The following is a 14388-nucleotide window of genomic DNA, read 5'->3' on the forward strand; positions in this document are numbered from 1 at the left end:
TCACCGATGACGGGAAATCTCCTTTCAGACCTGACGAATCCGCAAACTATCATTGCGATTCTCGTAACAGTGGCAGTTTTCGCCACCCTTTATACGCTCATTACGCCTTTCTTCGAACGAAAAGACTTTGCCAAGCGCATGAAAGCCGTATCGTCGGAGCGGGAACTTATTCGCAGCCGCGAGCGCGAGCGTCTGGCAACTGCAACCAGAGACGGCAAGGCCTCCCTGCGTGGCAACAACAACAAGTCCGCACGGCGAATCGTCGAAAAATTCAATCTCCAGGAAGCGCTCGCCGACAAGAACACAATGAACAAGCTGCGTGCAGCCGGTTTTCGTTCGCAAAATGCGCTTAATACATTTCTTGCTGCCCGATTCATATTGCCGTTCATTTTTCTGGCCGTAGCATTCACTTGGATTTTCGTTCTTGGAAACCTTGCGGATAAAGCCTTCTTCATTCGACTGATGGCCGTTCTTCTTTTCGGCTATATCGGCTTTTATGCTCCCAATATCTATGTTTCTAACCGCATGACCAAGCGACAGGCCTCGATCAAGCGGGCTTGGCCAGATGCACTTGATCTGATGCTGATCTGCATCGAATCCGGTGTGTCGATGGAAGCGGCTATGCGCCGCGTGGCGGAAGAGATGGGCGAACAGTCGCCTGAACTCGCGGAAGAAATGATCCTGACGACAGCGGAATTGTCCTTCCTTCAGGACAGGCGTGTCGCGCTTGAGAATTTTGGTATGCGCACCCAACTGGACGGTGTCAAAAGCGTGGTGCAGGCCCTCATCCAGGCGGAACGATATGGCACGCCGCTCGCACAGGCTCTGCGCGTTCTCGCGCAGGAAGGTCGAGACGAGCGAATGAATGAAGCTGAGAAAAAGGCCGCAGCGCTGCCGCCCAAACTGACTGTACCGATGATAGTGTTCTTCCTGCCGGTTCTCATCGCCGTTATTCTCGGGCCTGCCGGCATTCGTGTCGCCGACACGTTCTAACGACGGAAACGCGCAGAAGCGGAACAAGAAATCGTTCGATGAGGGCGCAACCCTTCTATGCCTGCAAAAGCGTATCAGCCGGCCGGCTTGCCGTCCTTTTTCGCCAGTTGCTGCCAGGAGTTCTGCTGCGAAAGCATGGCACGCAGATAGGTGAGGTTTGCCTGCGCCTGCTGTGGCGAGAGTTCCTGAACCGCGATGCGCTCGGCTTCGGCAAAGCGGCCCTGTAGACCGACCACGAGCGCGAGGTTCTGGCGAACGCGGCTATCGGCGCCCGGCTGGGCGATGGCGGATTGCAGATATGTTTCGGCAGTGCGCGGATCGCTCGACAGGACATAGGACATGCCGAGGTTGGACAATACGCTCGGATCGTTCGGCTTCAGGTCAAGCGCCTGCCTGTAGCGGGAACGCGCCTCGTTCGAGCGTCCAAGCTGATCGAGCACGGCGCCCTCGGCGGAATAAAGCCGCCAGTCGGGCCGGTCCGGCGTCTGCGCCCGCTGGATGGTCGAAAGCGCCTGCTCCAGCTGACCGGCGGCGGCCTGCGATTTGCCATAGGCGGCAAGGACATCGCGGTCGGCTGGATTGGCGATGGCGATCTGCTGCATGACGGCGAGAGCCTGTGTGTTCTTGCCGGTCATCATCAGCACGCTGGCATAATTCATGCCGATCGATTTATCCTTGGGACTGCGTTCATAGGCTTTGCCGGCGCTCTCCTCCGCCTGCCGAAGCTGCTCCATGTTCATGTGATCATAGGAGCGTGTGGCGGCGGGAATGGAGCCGGTGGACATGCGATCGGGCTTGTTGGTGCCCGCGCATCCTGAAACCGCAAGAACCAATGCGGCAAGACATGCTCCGCGCAGCAACCCTGTCCGGCCTGTCTCGCCCAAAGAAAATGCAGTCATGGCAGCGCCCCCGCCCAAGAATGATCAATCTTGCGCCCGACACACGACAGACTCACATGACGCAACTTTCGCTTAAGCAATAATCTGTTAACCCTAACAGAGCGTTAATCACACCGATTCTCGACATTTACGGAAGCATACAATGGCGCCCTATCAGTTCATCGAACGCCCAACCCCTTTCAGCTCCAAGGCCGGCAGCACATTGCCGGTTTTCGCCGTCACGCCGGCCCATATCGAACAGGGCGCCATCGATCCTGTCGCTCTGGACTGGGCGAAGAAGGCGGGGTTCAAGGCGGAGGCAGGCGCCATCCTCCTCGTTCCTTCCGCCGATGGTTCGCTGGGCGGCGTGCTTCTCGGCCTCGGCGGCAATCCCTCGGAAATCCCCTTCATCACCGGGAAACTCGCCCGTGAGCTGCCGGAAGGCGAGTGGCACATCGAGACCGCACCACTGACGGCCAATCGCCTCGCTCTCGGTTTCGGTCTCGGCAGCTACCGCTTCGACAAATACAAGACCACCAAGACGAACGGGGCAAAGCTCCTTATTCCGCAGGACGCGGAAGACGGCGAGATCAAGCGCGTTCTGGCCGGCGTTTTCCTTGCGCGCGACCTCATCAATGTTCCGGCCAATGATATGGGACCGGATGAGCTTGAGATTGCCTTCCGCGCGCTTGCCGCCCATTACAAGGCGAAGGTGAAGGTCACCACCGGTGACGATCTGCTCAAGGAAAACTTACCCCTGATCCATGCTGTCGGCCGGGCCAGCGAAAGCGCGCCGCGGCTTCTGGAGATGAACTGGGGCAAGAAGGGCAATCCGCGCCTCACCCTCGTCGGCAAGGGTGTCTGCTTCGATACAGGCGGCCTCGATATCAAACCCGCCGCTTCCATGGCGCTGATGAAGAAGGATATGGGAGGTGCGGCCAATGTGCTCGGCCTTGCGCTGATGATCATGGATGCGAAGCTGCCGGTCGATCTTCGCGTTCTCGTGCCCGCGGTCGAAAACTCCATCTCCTCCAATGCCTTCCGCCCTGGCGATATCTACCGCAGCCGCAAGGGGCTGACGGTGCAGATCGACAATACCGACGCCGAAGGCCGTCTTGTTCTGGCGGATGCGCTGGCCTATGCGGACGAAGATGCGCCGGACCTGATGATCGACATGGCGACGCTGACGGGTGCCGCACGCGTCGCGCTCGGCCCGGATCTGCCGCCATTCTACACCGATGACGAGGATCTGGCGCATGATATCGCGGAAGCCAGCATCGATACGGACGATCCGCTGTGGCGCATGCCGCTCTATATGGGCTACGACAAGGATATCCGCTCACGCGCAGCCGATATCACCAACGCGCCTTCGGGCGGCATGGGCGGATCGATCACCGCCGCCCTGTTCCTGAAGCGTTTCGTCACCAATACCAGGCGCTGGGCGCATTTCGATATTTACGGCTGGTCTCTGAGCGAGAGGCATCACTCATCGATCGGCGGGGAAGCGCAGGGTATCCGCGCACTCTTCCATTACATCGCACACCAGTTCGCGAAGTAATCTGCTGAATCGGTGCAGGCTTCCACGGGCGCTTCCTCAACCGGAGCGCCCGTTCTCAATTTAGAGCATTTCCGGGCGGAAAACGGGGCTCCACTTTTCCTGGAAAAGCTTTAAACCAGAACTTTCTGCTCCTTGTGGTCCTCTTCGCCGAAGAACTTCAGGTAACGCTCCACTTCGGCCGGGTCGCCGGTGGCCTTTTGCGGATTGTCCGAGAGCTTCACGGCCGGCCGGCCATTGGCGTCGCTCACCTTGCAGACAATGGAAATCGGCTTGAGGCTGGCGATGGTTTTTGGCGCGCAACCGGCAAAATCATTGGTGAGGTTGGTGCCCCAGCCGAAGCTCATACGAACCCGGCCTTCGAAGTGCCTGTAGGTGTCGATGATGGCGTCGACATCGAGACCGTCGGAGAAGATCAACATCTTCTTGCGCGGATCGCGGCCCATCTTCTGCCACCACTCGATGATCTTTTCGCCACCTTCGATCGGCGGCGCACTGTCGGGACGGAAACCCGTCCAGTCTGCCACCCATTCCGGCGCATTGCGCAGGAAAGCCGCCGTGCCGAAGGCGTCCGGCAGCACGATCAGCAGGTTGCCGCCATAAAGCCGGTTCCAGTCCTTCAGAACCTGATAGGGTGCTGCAGCCAGCTCCTCATCCGTCTGCGCCAGCGCCGCGACCACCATCGGCAGTTCATGCGCGTTCGTGCCAACGGCTTCGAGATCGGAATCCATGGCGAGCAGAACGTTACTCGTACCGGTAAAGGCAGGCCCGATGCCTTCCTTCAGCGCTTCGACGCACCAGCGTTGCCAAAGGAAGCTGTGGCGGCGGCGGGTGCCGAAATCGGAAATGCGCAGGCCCGGCAGTTCCCGCAGCCGCTCGACCTTCTCCCACATCTTGGCCTTTGCCCTGGCATAGAGCACATCGAGCGTGAAATAACCGAGCGAGCGCATGGCGCTGCGCGAGCGCAACTCGTTGATGATGGCGAGCGCCGGGATTTCCCAGAGCGTCGTATCCATCCAGCGGCCATGAAAATTCAGCTCATATTGCCCGTCGCGCTTGAAAAGCTCATATTCCGGCAATTGATAGCTCGACAGCCAGGAGAGGAATTCCGGCTCGAAAATCTGCGAGCGGCCGTAAAACGTGTTACCCGCAAGCCAGATGTTTTCCTTCTTGGAAAGACGCAGGGTGCGTGCATGATCGAGCTGTTCGCGCAGCTCCATCTCGTCGATTTCTTCCGCCAGCCGCACCGTCTTCGTACGATTGATCAGCGAAAACGTCGCATCGACTTCCGGATAGAGCTTCCAGATCATCTGCAACATCAACAGCTTGTAGAAATCCGTATCGATCAGGCTGCGGACGATAGGGTCGAGTTTCCAGGTATGATTATGGACACGCGTGGCTATATCGGTCTTCGTCATACTCGCATTCCCCAATATCGGCCAAAGGTCAGAATAGCCGATGTCACTCCGCACCCCGGCAGGTATCAACCTGTCATGCGGAAGATTTATCTGAAAAAGCGACAACAAGTCCAGAGCACCGGCCAGGCAAATGCCCGCCGCCACCGCTCACGCATCGATTTTCCGAAGAGCGCAATGGGGTTTTCGGTCCGCTGCTGGAGCGATGCCGCCTCAGAAGGTCGGGTCTACGGGGTTTATGCCGGGATACCAGTCCTTGGAAACTGGATTTCTGCCGCCGAAGCTGGAAATTCCGTTTTCATCGGTGCAACGGTAACCCTGAACGGGAAGTCCACGGCTGCCGAAAACATTCCGGTAGGAGCCGCGCGAATATCCGGTCGAGCCAAGTGCGCTGTGGCAGTTGTAACGGACCTTTGGTTGCAGCGTGCGTGGATCCTTGACGCCGGGCAGGTTTGCATAGGCATCCGGCGCGGGGACAAAACCATTCTGGAAAACAGTCTGCGCCTGCGCCGACGCGCTCAGCAAAACCGCCGCAAAGATCGCTGCCAATCGTGTCGCCGTTCTTGTCTTCATCGATGCCGGTTCCGTACCATTATCCAACCGATGTAGGCTGTCGGCGGCTCTCGCACAAAGGGCCGCACAGGCACAATTTCGTGAAAGCCGCCTTTTCAGTCTTCCAGGCGGCGGAAAGCCGTCGGCTTTTCGTAAAGCCAGCCGATGCGCTCGATGGCCGCATCGAGATTTTCGCGTGCGACATTCATCGTATGGCCATTGGCATGCAGCAGTGTTTCCTCGTTTTCCATGAGGCCGACATGGCCCTTCCAGAAGACGAGATCGCCGCGGCGCAATTCATCCCGCTCTATTTCCACGCCGAGCGACTTCACCTGCATGTCGGTATCGCGCAGAACCCGCCGACCCGTCATGGCCATGGAAAGCTGCACGAGGCCGGAACAATCGATGCCGAAGCCGGAGCGGCCGCCCCAGAGATAGGGGGTCTCGATAAAGCGCAGCGCCACCGCGACATAATCTTCCTCAAGCGCCGCATCGACGGCGCGGCAATGGGCGGCGATGATGCCTTCGCCCTTTTCGGTCAGCAGGTAACGGGTGCCGCGTGTCTCCGCCTCACCGACGATGCGAATGAGACTGCCCATGGACAGCGCTGCGACCGGCGGTTTGCGCAATTCAGCGGCTGGATAGAGAAAAGTGCGCGGTGCAATCACCCGATGGGTGGCGACAACGACATCGCCAATCGCCGTTTCCGGCACATAGCCGGCATAACCATCCGCATCCGCCTGCACCCATGCCCAGCCGTTCGCCCTGTCGAAAACACGGATGGTTTCGCCAGACAGCAGCTCGGTATCGATGCCGGCGGCAAGGTCCGGCGTCGGCCGCAGGCCAACAACCGGCACCGCGATCTGCGCAGGCGAGCCGCTGACAAAACGTTCGGCCTGCACCACGCCCTGCAGCTTTTCATCGGCGAGATCGGAGCGGAAGACATTCAGGCGGCGGTCGAGCATCATGGGTTTCACATCCAGAGGTTAGATCTTGCGCGCCTGATCAATAATCAGATCGCCGAATTTTTCCAGATAAAGCGCACCGGCCACGGTGCGTTTTATCACGACATTGCGCTTGTCCCGCTCATCCCGAACCCGATCGACCAATCCAAGAGCACCCAGACTGTCGAGGGCGCGGGTAATAACCGGTTTGGTCACACCCAGCATAGCGGCGAGACCCCGCACGGTGTGCGGCGGCGGCACGAGATAAATCTGCAGCAGGATGGCGGTTTGACGCAAGGTCAAATCCGGCTGATCGTCAATGACCTGCGCCGTGGATACACGATGCCAGAGACCCAGGGCCTCCGTGGGCGACAATTGTGCAGGCAAACCGTGACCCTTCCAGTCGTTGTCTTATCGTTTTCATTCAACCGAACGGAAAACTCAAGAACCATCCCGCACAAACAGAACCGCCGCACGGCGCAGATCAGAAAGATCGCGCGGCGCGGCGGTATTTGTTGACCCGTTTTCGAGCCATAGTGTCCCCTCTGGACTTGCAGAATGAGATGCAGGAAGCGTGCCAGTTTTGATGCAGCGCACAAATACGCGTAAAAACAGCAACTTAAGGCAAAAATTCCGCCTTGTGGCGAAATTTTTCGCAAAGGATAAACAGCAACAAAAACAGGCAAAAAATAATTCAATGCTTAAAAACTGCCTTCCGCCGCGACAGCGGAAGGCATGAGTAATTGCGGATCAGATCTCTGCGCCGCGCGCGGCATCGACCGCATCGGCATTCTGTCGCCGGTTATAGCGGATCGACGACCAGAGCGAGATGCCGATCAGGCCCGCGCCGCCAAGGCCCGTGATGACCTCCGGAATATGCACCATGGTCTGCACGTACATGATGACGGACAGGATGAGGATTGCATAAAAGGCGCCGTGCTCCAGATAGCGATATTCGGCCAGGGTTCCCTTCTCGACCAGCATGATGGTCATCGAACGCACATACATGGCGCCGATGCCAAGACCGATGGCGATGATGAAGAGGTTCTGCGTCAGCGCGAAAGCGCCGATAACACCGTCGAAGGAGAAGCTGGCATCCAGCACTTCGAGATAAAGAAACGCACCGAAGCCGCCTTTCGCCGCGCCTTCCAGCATTTCCTGGCTGCGGTCGAGAATACCACCGACGACTTCCACCAGCAGGAAGGTCAAAAGACCCCAGATCGCCGAATGGAAGAAGGTGTTGGCCGCGACCGGGCCAAGTTCCGGATTGTCGCTAGCACCGATAATGCGGGAAAAGATCAGCATGACGACCAGCACGAAGGCAATCTCGATGCCCTTGACGGAGGAATAGGTTGCAGCCTTTTCCTCGATCCAGCGCACCCAGTGCACGTCTTTTTCATGGTCGAAGAAGAAGTTGAGACCGACCATCATCAGGAAGGTGCCGCCGAAAGCCGCAATCGGCAGATGGGCGTCACGCATGATTTCCGCATAACGTTCCGGCTGCGTGGCCGCCATGACAATCGCCGTCCACGGGCCGACATTGGCCGCGACGACCACGATGAGCAGCGGGAAGACGATACGCATGCCGAAAACAGCAATCAGGATACCCCAGGTCAGGAAGCGGTGCTGCCAGACCGGTGTCATATCCTTCAGCTTGTTGGCGTTGACGATGGCGTTGTCGAAGGAAAGTGAGATTTCCAGCACCGCCAGCACGACGCAGATAAAGAAGATCGTCGCCGTGCCGCCCACCGTTCCGGTCATTTCCCAACCGAGATAACCGCCGAGGATCAAACCGACCACGGTGACGATAAAAGCCCACTTGAAGTAGGTAAGCGTGTTTTTCTGGGCAGCGCTCATGTCCGGTCGCCTCCCATAACGAGGGCGTTCACGGACCGACGCAGGGCGTCAGGCCGCACGCAGAAAGCACGCGCGCGAAGCACATTCAGGTTTTTCATAGTTTTTAATCCGCCGGCCAATTTTTGCAGGCGGTACCGACATCGCGAGAGCGCCGTAAAACTCTCGCCAGAGGGGCCCGGCACCTTTGTTTCCTCTGCCGTTGCGAGACAAATCATCGCAGGGCTCTTTCTTACTCCCCGAAGATCACGCCTTCGTCAAGTCCCGTGATCGTGATCAAGGCCCTGAGAAAGATCAAACCTGCTCCACAGCCAGTCCTTCAGCGGTTTCGCGGCGGCGTTTGAGAGTATTTTCGCGGAAGAAGATATAAAGGCCGGAAAGAACGATCAGGCCCGCGCCGACGACGATACTCGTCTGCGGCACATCGCCGAAGAACAGCCAGCCGAAAATCACCGCCCAGAGCAGCAGCGTATATTGCAGCGGCGCGACGGTTGCGGCATCGGCGAGTTTAAGCGCGCGGTTGACCAGCACATGCGCCGTCATGGCGACGACGCCGAGCAGGCCGAGGAATGCCAGATCGAAACTGGACTGAACCGGCAGCCATCCCGATGGCGTGAGGAATACCGCGACAATGCCCGCAAGCGCTGCACCGATGATCTGCCAGAAGGCAAGCACCGTATCCGGCGTATTGCGCAGCTGGCGGCCGGATAACATCATGAAAGCGAAAGCGGCACTGCCGAGGATGGAAAAGAGTGCGGCGGAGGTGAGGCTTGCCGAACTGGGCTTGAGCGCAATGAGAACGCCGACAAAACCGATGGCGATGGCCGTCCAGCGACGCCAGCCCACTTTTTCTCCGAGCAGAAACGGCGAGAGCGCCGCCACATAGATTGGGGCGGCCAGCCAATAGGTCATGACATCGGCGAGCGGCAGGGCCGCGACCGCGAAATAGAAACAGAAAAGCTCTGCGGTGGAGAAGAAGACGCGCGCAAACTGAAGGCCGGGACGCTCAATTCTGACAAGGCCAGAGAGGCCGGCACGCCAGACGATCGGAACGAGGATAATAAGCGCCGCCGCGCTGCGAATGAGGATCACCTGACCCTGGCTATAGGTGGCTACGAGCCATTTCCCCATGGCGTCGTTCAGTGCGAAAAGCAGCATTCCAAGCAGCATGACGGCCACGCCGAGGCCAGTCGGCGAAAGCTTACGTATCATAGACATGTCAGTTCCGATCTCTCCCAATGGCTGCATTGGTCGTCCAGCCAGCCATCCTTTGTCAAGCCCCGAACGGCCGGGCCCGAACAATTAATAGTACTAATAATATCGACATGTGGGATGTCAGGTGAAGATTCGCCGTTCTTCGGCTACGAGTTCCTGAAGAAAATCGACCACCGTGCGGACGCGGACCAGTTGACGGGCGGATTCGTGATAGGCCGTCCAGTAGGACCGGCTGATGGTGAGTTGCGGCATGATACGCAGCAGTTCGGGATATTGCCCGGCGATGTAATTATGCAGGATGCCGATACCCGCACCGGAACGCACCGCCTCGGTCTGCCCGGTGGCGCTGGAGATTTCGAAGGCGGCGTCCCAGTCGCGCATGATCTCACCGGTAAAGTTCAGTGAAGGCGAAAAGATCAGGTCCTCTACGTAGCCGATCCGCCGGTGGCGCTTCAGCGCCTCGACATCATCAGGCGTTCCATAATCGGCCAGATAATCCGCCGAGGCATAGAGGCCCAGCGAATAATCGGTGAGCTTCGAAAACATCAGCCTGCCCTGCTCCGGCCTTTCGATGGTGATGGCTATATCGGCCTCACGCTGCGACAGGGAGAAAGAGCGCGGCACCGGCACGAGCTGGATTTTCAGATCGGGATAACGCGCCGTCAACCGGCCGAGCCGCGGCGCGAGGAAGGAAACGCCGAGACCATCCGGCGCGCCGATGCGCACCGTTCCCGCCACCGCCGTATCGACGCGGCCGAGATTTGCCTGGGCATTCAGCATTTCGGTTTCCATGCGCTCGGCCCCGGCAAGAAGGCGCTGCCCCTCTTCGGTCAGCTCGCAGCCATTGGTGCTCCGCAGGAAGAGCTGCGTGCCGATGGCCGCTTCCAGTGCGGAAATGCGCCGGCTGAGGGTGGCATGGTTGACGCCAAGCTTTCTGGCCGCCGAAAGAAACTGGCCGCTTCGCGCCACGCTTAGAAACAAACGCACATCATCCCAGTTCATGGCACCCTCCTTATGTCTATTTTTGCACAATGGATGCTTATTTCAGGCGATTGATTTGTGCAAATCGAAAGGTAATGCTGCGCCATCACATTCTGGAGGAAAACCCATGAAGGAAATCGGTCATTTCATTAACGGCAAGCATGTGCCGGGCACCAGCGGCCGCACATCGAATGTCTACAACCCGGCCACCGGCGAAGTTCAGGCAACTGTCGCGCTTGCAAGCGACGCCGAACTGCGCGCCGCCGTGGAGAGCGCCAAGGCTGCGCAGCCGAAATGGGCCGCTACCAACCCGCAGCGTCGCGCCCGCGTTTTCTTCAAGTTTGTCGAACTTCTGAACCGCGACATGAACGAGCTGGCGGTGCTGCTCTCCAGCGAGCATGGCAAGACCGTTGAAGATTCCAAGGGCGATATCGTGCGCGGCCTTGAAGTCTGCGAATTCGTCTGCGGCATTCCGCATCTGCAGAAGGGCGAATTCACCGAGGGTGCAGGCCCAGCCATCGACATGTACTCGATCCGCCAGCCGGTTGGCATCGGCGCGGGTATCACCCCGTTCAACTTCCCCGGCATGATCCCGATGTGGATGTTCGCCCCGGCAATCGCCTGCGGCAACGCCTTCATCCTCAAGCCTTCCGAGCGCGACCCGTCGCTGCCGATCCGTCTTGCCGAACTGATGATCGAAGCCGGTCTTCCGGCCGGCATCCTGAACGTCGTCAACGGTGACAAGGGCGCCGTCGACGCCATCCTGACCGATCCCGATATCGGCGCGGTCTCCTTCGTCGGCTCAACGCCGATCGCCCGTTACGTCTATGGCACGGCCGCCATGAACGGCAAGCGCGCGCAGTGCTTCGGCGGTGCGAAGAACCACATGATCATCATGCCGGATGCCGATCTCGACCAGGCGGTAAACGCGTTGATGGGCGCAGGTTACGGTTCGGCAGGCGAGCGCTGCATGGCTGTTTCCGTTGCGGTTCCGGTTGGTGAGGAGACGGCAAACCGTCTCGTCGAAAAGCTCATTCCGCAGATCGAAAGCCTGAGAATCGGACCCTATACCGACGACAAGGCCGATATGGGCCCGCTCGTCACCAAGGAAGCGCAGACGCGCGTCAAGGGCCTGATCGACAGCGGCGTCGCACAGGGTGCGAAGCTTCTGGTCGATGGCCGCGACTTCAAGCTGCAGGGCTATGAAGACGGCTATTTCGTCGGCGGCTGCCTGTTCGACCACGTGACCCCTGACATGGACATCTACAAGACGGAAATCTTCGGACCCGTTCTCTCCGTCGTTCGCGCCAAGAATTACGAAGACGCGCTGGAACTGCCGATGAAGCATGAATATGGCAACGGCGTCGCGATCTATACCCGCGACGGCGACGCCGCCCGCGACTTCGCAAGCCGCGTCAATATCGGCATGATCGGCGTCAACGTTCCGATCCCGGTTCCGCTTGCCTATCACTCCTTCGGCGGCTGGAAAGCTTCGAGCTTCGGCGACCTCAACCAGCACGGGACGGATTCGATCAAGTTCTGGACGAAGACCAAGACGATCACCTCGCGCTGGCCGTCAGGTATCAAGTCGGGCGCTGAATTCGTGATGCCGACAATGAAGTAAGCGGGCAGAGCCCTCTACATTACAAAGAGCCTCGCTGTTTTCACGGCGGGGCTTTTTCGATTAAAAGATAACTTAAAAAATCAAGTTTTTTCCTTCAAAATATTTCCACTTAAAGCTGTTATGGCGTAAGAGAACCGTGCGGCGTGGGGACGCTGCCAAACCGACGATAACGGGGAAGCCTGCAAACTCAATCTGCCCGGAGAGGGGCATGTCATGAGGGACTATTATGAGTGATATCTCAGTGAGTGCGGATCAGCGCGCGCTTGAACGCGGCTCGTTCAGCGGAAATGCCAAGGAATATTTCGGAATCTGGATCGTCAATATTCTGCTGACGATCATCACCATCGGCATCTATTCCGCCTGGGCAAAGGTGCGCCGCAAGCGTTATTTCAATGGCAATACCGTGCTGGCCGGTCGTGCCTTCGGTTATCACGCCACCGGCGGGCAAATCTTCAAGGGCCGGCTGATCGCCTTTGCCTTCATCGTCGTCTCGCAGCTCGTCGGCCTCATCCATCCCTTCCTGGTTTTCGTGCCGGCAATCCTGCTGATGATCTTCTTTCCATGGCTGATCACGCGCAGCATTCGGTTCAATGCGCGAGTGACGAGCTATCGCAATGTGCGTTTTGATTTTGTCGGAACGGCATGGGGCGCTTTTGTCTCCATCCTGCTTGGCAGCCTCGTTGCGTTCTTCTCCTTCGGCATTCTGGCGCCGCTGTCCAGCCGCTGGGCGAACCGCTATATTTTCAGCAATCTGCGTTACGGCGACCGGCCTTTCAGCGCCGATCCCAGAATCGGCAAGCTCTACCGGGTCTGGATCATTCCCGCGATCATGGTGGTGATCGGCGGCATCGTGGTCGGCTTTTTCGGCATTGCCGCCTTTGCGGCCAATAGCGCTATGCTCGAAGACGAGACGGCAGCCATGGCCACGGCGCTGGCTTCCCTTTATGTCGGAATTTTCGGCGCGTTTCTGGTCTATGGTCTTGCGGGTGTCGTCTATCGCACCGGCGTTCGCAATGTCGTCATCTCCTCCATGCTGCTGGACGGAAAGCACGACCTGCACAGCGATCTTCATCGCGGCCGCTACCTGTGGATCGTCATCTCCAACCTCATCGTCACCGTCTTCACGCTTGGCCTGATGCGGCCATGGGCGGCGGTGCGCGAGGCGCGTTATACCGTTGAACGCACGGCAATCCGTTTCAATGGCGATGTCGGTGAGGTTCTCTCCTCGATGGAGGCGACAGGCGCCGCCGTCAGCGCCGAATATATGGATATGGAAGGTTTCGAATTTGGTTTCTGATACCGGAGAAACCGTTGCGGGCGAGTGGCATGCCGCTCGCTCCAACCTTTCCAACGCCGCCAGGTTGAAGCTTGGCGGCACGGTCCTTCTCGTGCTCGACGCGAAGGACAACCACGTCAGAACCCAGGCCGAGATAAAAACGGTCGAGATCAGCCACCGGGTCGGCACCATTCCCCGGGAGTTGCATTTTCCCGACGGGTCGCTGTTCGAAACCCGTGACAATGACGGCGTGGACCGGCTGCTTGGCCAACACATTACCAAGCGTTCCGGTTTCGTGCACTGGCTGGAACAATTCCGCCCACGACTGATCGGCATCACCGCCGCAGCCGTTCTTCTGGCTTACGGCACCTACAAGCTGGCGCTTCCGGCGCTGGTGGAACTGGCGGTCGCCGTAACGCCGCCCATCGTTCCGCAGGTCATGTCGGCCAGCACCATGCAGGCCTTCGACCAGGCTGTGTTTTCTCCAAGCGAACTTCCGCAGGAAGAGCAGGAAGCCATCCGTGCGGAATTTGCCCGGATCGTCGCCCATGCGGAAGGTTCGCCCGAGGACTACAAGCTGAATTTCCGCAAGGGCGGTTATATCGGCCCCAATGCCTTTGCGCTTCCCGATGGTACGTTGGTATTGACGGACGAGCTGGTGGAACTCGCAGGCGACGACAGGCAGATGATCACCGGGGTTCTCGCCCATGAAATCGGCCATGTGGAATATGAACACAGCCTGCGGCAGCTTTACCGCGCCGCCGGGGTTGCGGGTCTCGTCATGCTGATTGCCGGCGATGTCGGTTCGGCCATGGAAGATATTCTCACCCAGGGTGGTGGTCTTCTGGCGCTATCGCATTCGCGCGATGCCGAGCGGCAGGCGGACCAGCGCTCCGTCGAACTGATGCGCAAGGCCGGGCTCGACCCAACCGCCATCGAACGGTTCTTTGCGCTGCTGGAGGAAAAGCTGGGCGACAGGGACGGCACCAGCATCGTGTCCACCCATCCCGGAACACCGGAAAGGCGCAAGGCCATTCTCGATTACAACGCTTCCCTGGACAACAAACCGGCGGGTAACTGACCCGCCGGTATCGCGACTCT

Annotated in this window: 13 protein-coding genes; 5 read left to right on the top strand and 8 right to left on the bottom strand. The window is 58.8% G+C overall.

The genetic code is table 11. The features are described 5' to 3' along the window. Nucleotides 1-6: 6 nt before the first annotated feature. Nucleotides 7-993, top strand: a complete 987-nt coding sequence (locus ACQZ5N_RS13130; protein ID WP_020810200.1) for a type II secretion system F family protein — start codon at nucleotides 7-9, stop codon at nucleotides 991-993. 74 nt (nucleotides 994-1067) lie between these two features. On the opposite strand, the gene ACQZ5N_RS13135 is transcribed toward ACQZ5N_RS13130, so the two are convergent. Beyond that, nucleotides 1068-1778: a tetratricopeptide repeat protein gene (locus tag ACQZ5N_RS13135; RefSeq protein WP_196378238.1), complete on the bottom strand. Its 711-nt coding sequence runs from the start codon at nucleotides 1776-1778 to the stop codon at nucleotides 1068-1070. A 256-nt stretch (nucleotides 1779-2034) separates the two neighbouring features. On the opposite strand from ACQZ5N_RS13135, the gene ACQZ5N_RS13140 reads away from it, so the two are divergent. After that, a complete protein-coding gene (locus ACQZ5N_RS13140; protein ID WP_035264577.1) occupies nucleotides 2035-3429 on the top strand; it encodes a leucyl aminopeptidase family protein in 1395 nt (464 codons plus the stop codon). A gap of 110 nt (nucleotides 3430-3539) precedes the next feature. Here ACQZ5N_RS13140 and pncB read toward each other — a convergent pair whose 3' ends face one another. The 7 genes from pncB to ACQZ5N_RS13175 form a co-directional block, all read right to left on the bottom strand. Beyond that, nucleotides 3540-4844 (bottom strand): nicotinate phosphoribosyltransferase, encoded by a 1305-nt coding sequence (pncB, locus tag ACQZ5N_RS13145; RefSeq protein ID WP_065654709.1) that lies wholly within the window; start codon nucleotides 4842-4844, stop codon nucleotides 3540-3542. A 210-nt stretch (nucleotides 4845-5054) separates the two neighbouring features. Continuing rightward, nucleotides 5055-5414, bottom strand: coding sequence for a hypothetical protein (locus ACQZ5N_RS13150; protein ID WP_448733127.1), 360 nt, complete (start codon nucleotides 5412-5414; stop codon nucleotides 5055-5057). A gap of 95 nt (nucleotides 5415-5509) precedes the next feature. Next, nucleotides 5510-6361 carry a C40 family peptidase gene (locus ACQZ5N_RS13155; RefSeq protein ID WP_142780019.1) on the bottom strand — a complete coding sequence of 284 codons (852 nt, stop codon included), beginning with the start codon at nucleotides 6359-6361 and terminating at the stop codon, nucleotides 5510-5512. Nucleotides 6362-6379: 18 nt separating this feature from the next. Further along, nucleotides 6380-6724: a MarR family winged helix-turn-helix transcriptional regulator gene (locus ACQZ5N_RS13160; protein WP_003524457.1), complete on the bottom strand. Its 345-nt coding sequence runs from the start codon at nucleotides 6722-6724 to the stop codon at nucleotides 6380-6382. 363 nt (nucleotides 6725-7087) lie between these two features. Then, complete coding sequence (locus tag ACQZ5N_RS13165) at nucleotides 7088-8194, bottom strand: DUF475 domain-containing protein (RefSeq protein WP_080818286.1); 1107 nt, start codon at nucleotides 8192-8194, stop codon at nucleotides 7088-7090. A 291-nt stretch (nucleotides 8195-8485) separates the two neighbouring features. Then, nucleotides 8486-9403, bottom strand: a complete 918-nt coding sequence (locus ACQZ5N_RS13170) for a DMT family transporter (RefSeq protein ID WP_031233695.1) — start codon at nucleotides 9401-9403, stop codon at nucleotides 8486-8488. Between the two features lie 123 nt (nucleotides 9404-9526). After that, on the bottom strand, nucleotides 9527-10408 hold the full coding sequence (locus tag ACQZ5N_RS13175) for a LysR family transcriptional regulator (RefSeq protein ID WP_077984612.1): 882 nt from the start codon (nucleotides 10406-10408) through the stop codon (nucleotides 9527-9529). Nucleotides 10409-10514: 106 nt separating this feature from the next. On the opposite strand from ACQZ5N_RS13175, the gene ACQZ5N_RS13180 reads away from it, so the two are divergent. The 3 genes from ACQZ5N_RS13180 to ACQZ5N_RS13190 all read left to right on the top strand — a co-directional run bounded on the left by ACQZ5N_RS13180 (nucleotide 10515) and on the right by ACQZ5N_RS13190 (nucleotide 14368). Then, a complete protein-coding gene (locus ACQZ5N_RS13180) occupies nucleotides 10515-12011 on the top strand; it encodes a CoA-acylating methylmalonate-semialdehyde dehydrogenase (RefSeq protein ID WP_003524451.1) in 1497 nt (498 codons plus the stop codon). A gap of 226 nt (nucleotides 12012-12237) precedes the next feature. Next, the gene (locus ACQZ5N_RS13185; RefSeq protein ID WP_020809666.1) at nucleotides 12238-13308 is read left to right on the top strand and encodes a YjgN family protein; all 1071 of its coding nucleotides are present in this window, start codon (nucleotides 12238-12240) and stop codon (nucleotides 13306-13308) included. Further along, a complete protein-coding gene (locus ACQZ5N_RS13190; RefSeq protein WP_448733128.1) occupies nucleotides 13298-14368 on the top strand; it encodes a M48 family metallopeptidase in 1071 nt (356 codons plus the stop codon). Before ACQZ5N_RS13185 ends, ACQZ5N_RS13190 begins: the two co-directional genes overlap by 11 nt. Nucleotides 14369-14388 lie beyond the last annotated feature (20 nt).

The organism is Agrobacterium sp. 22-221-1, from assembly GCF_053522445.1.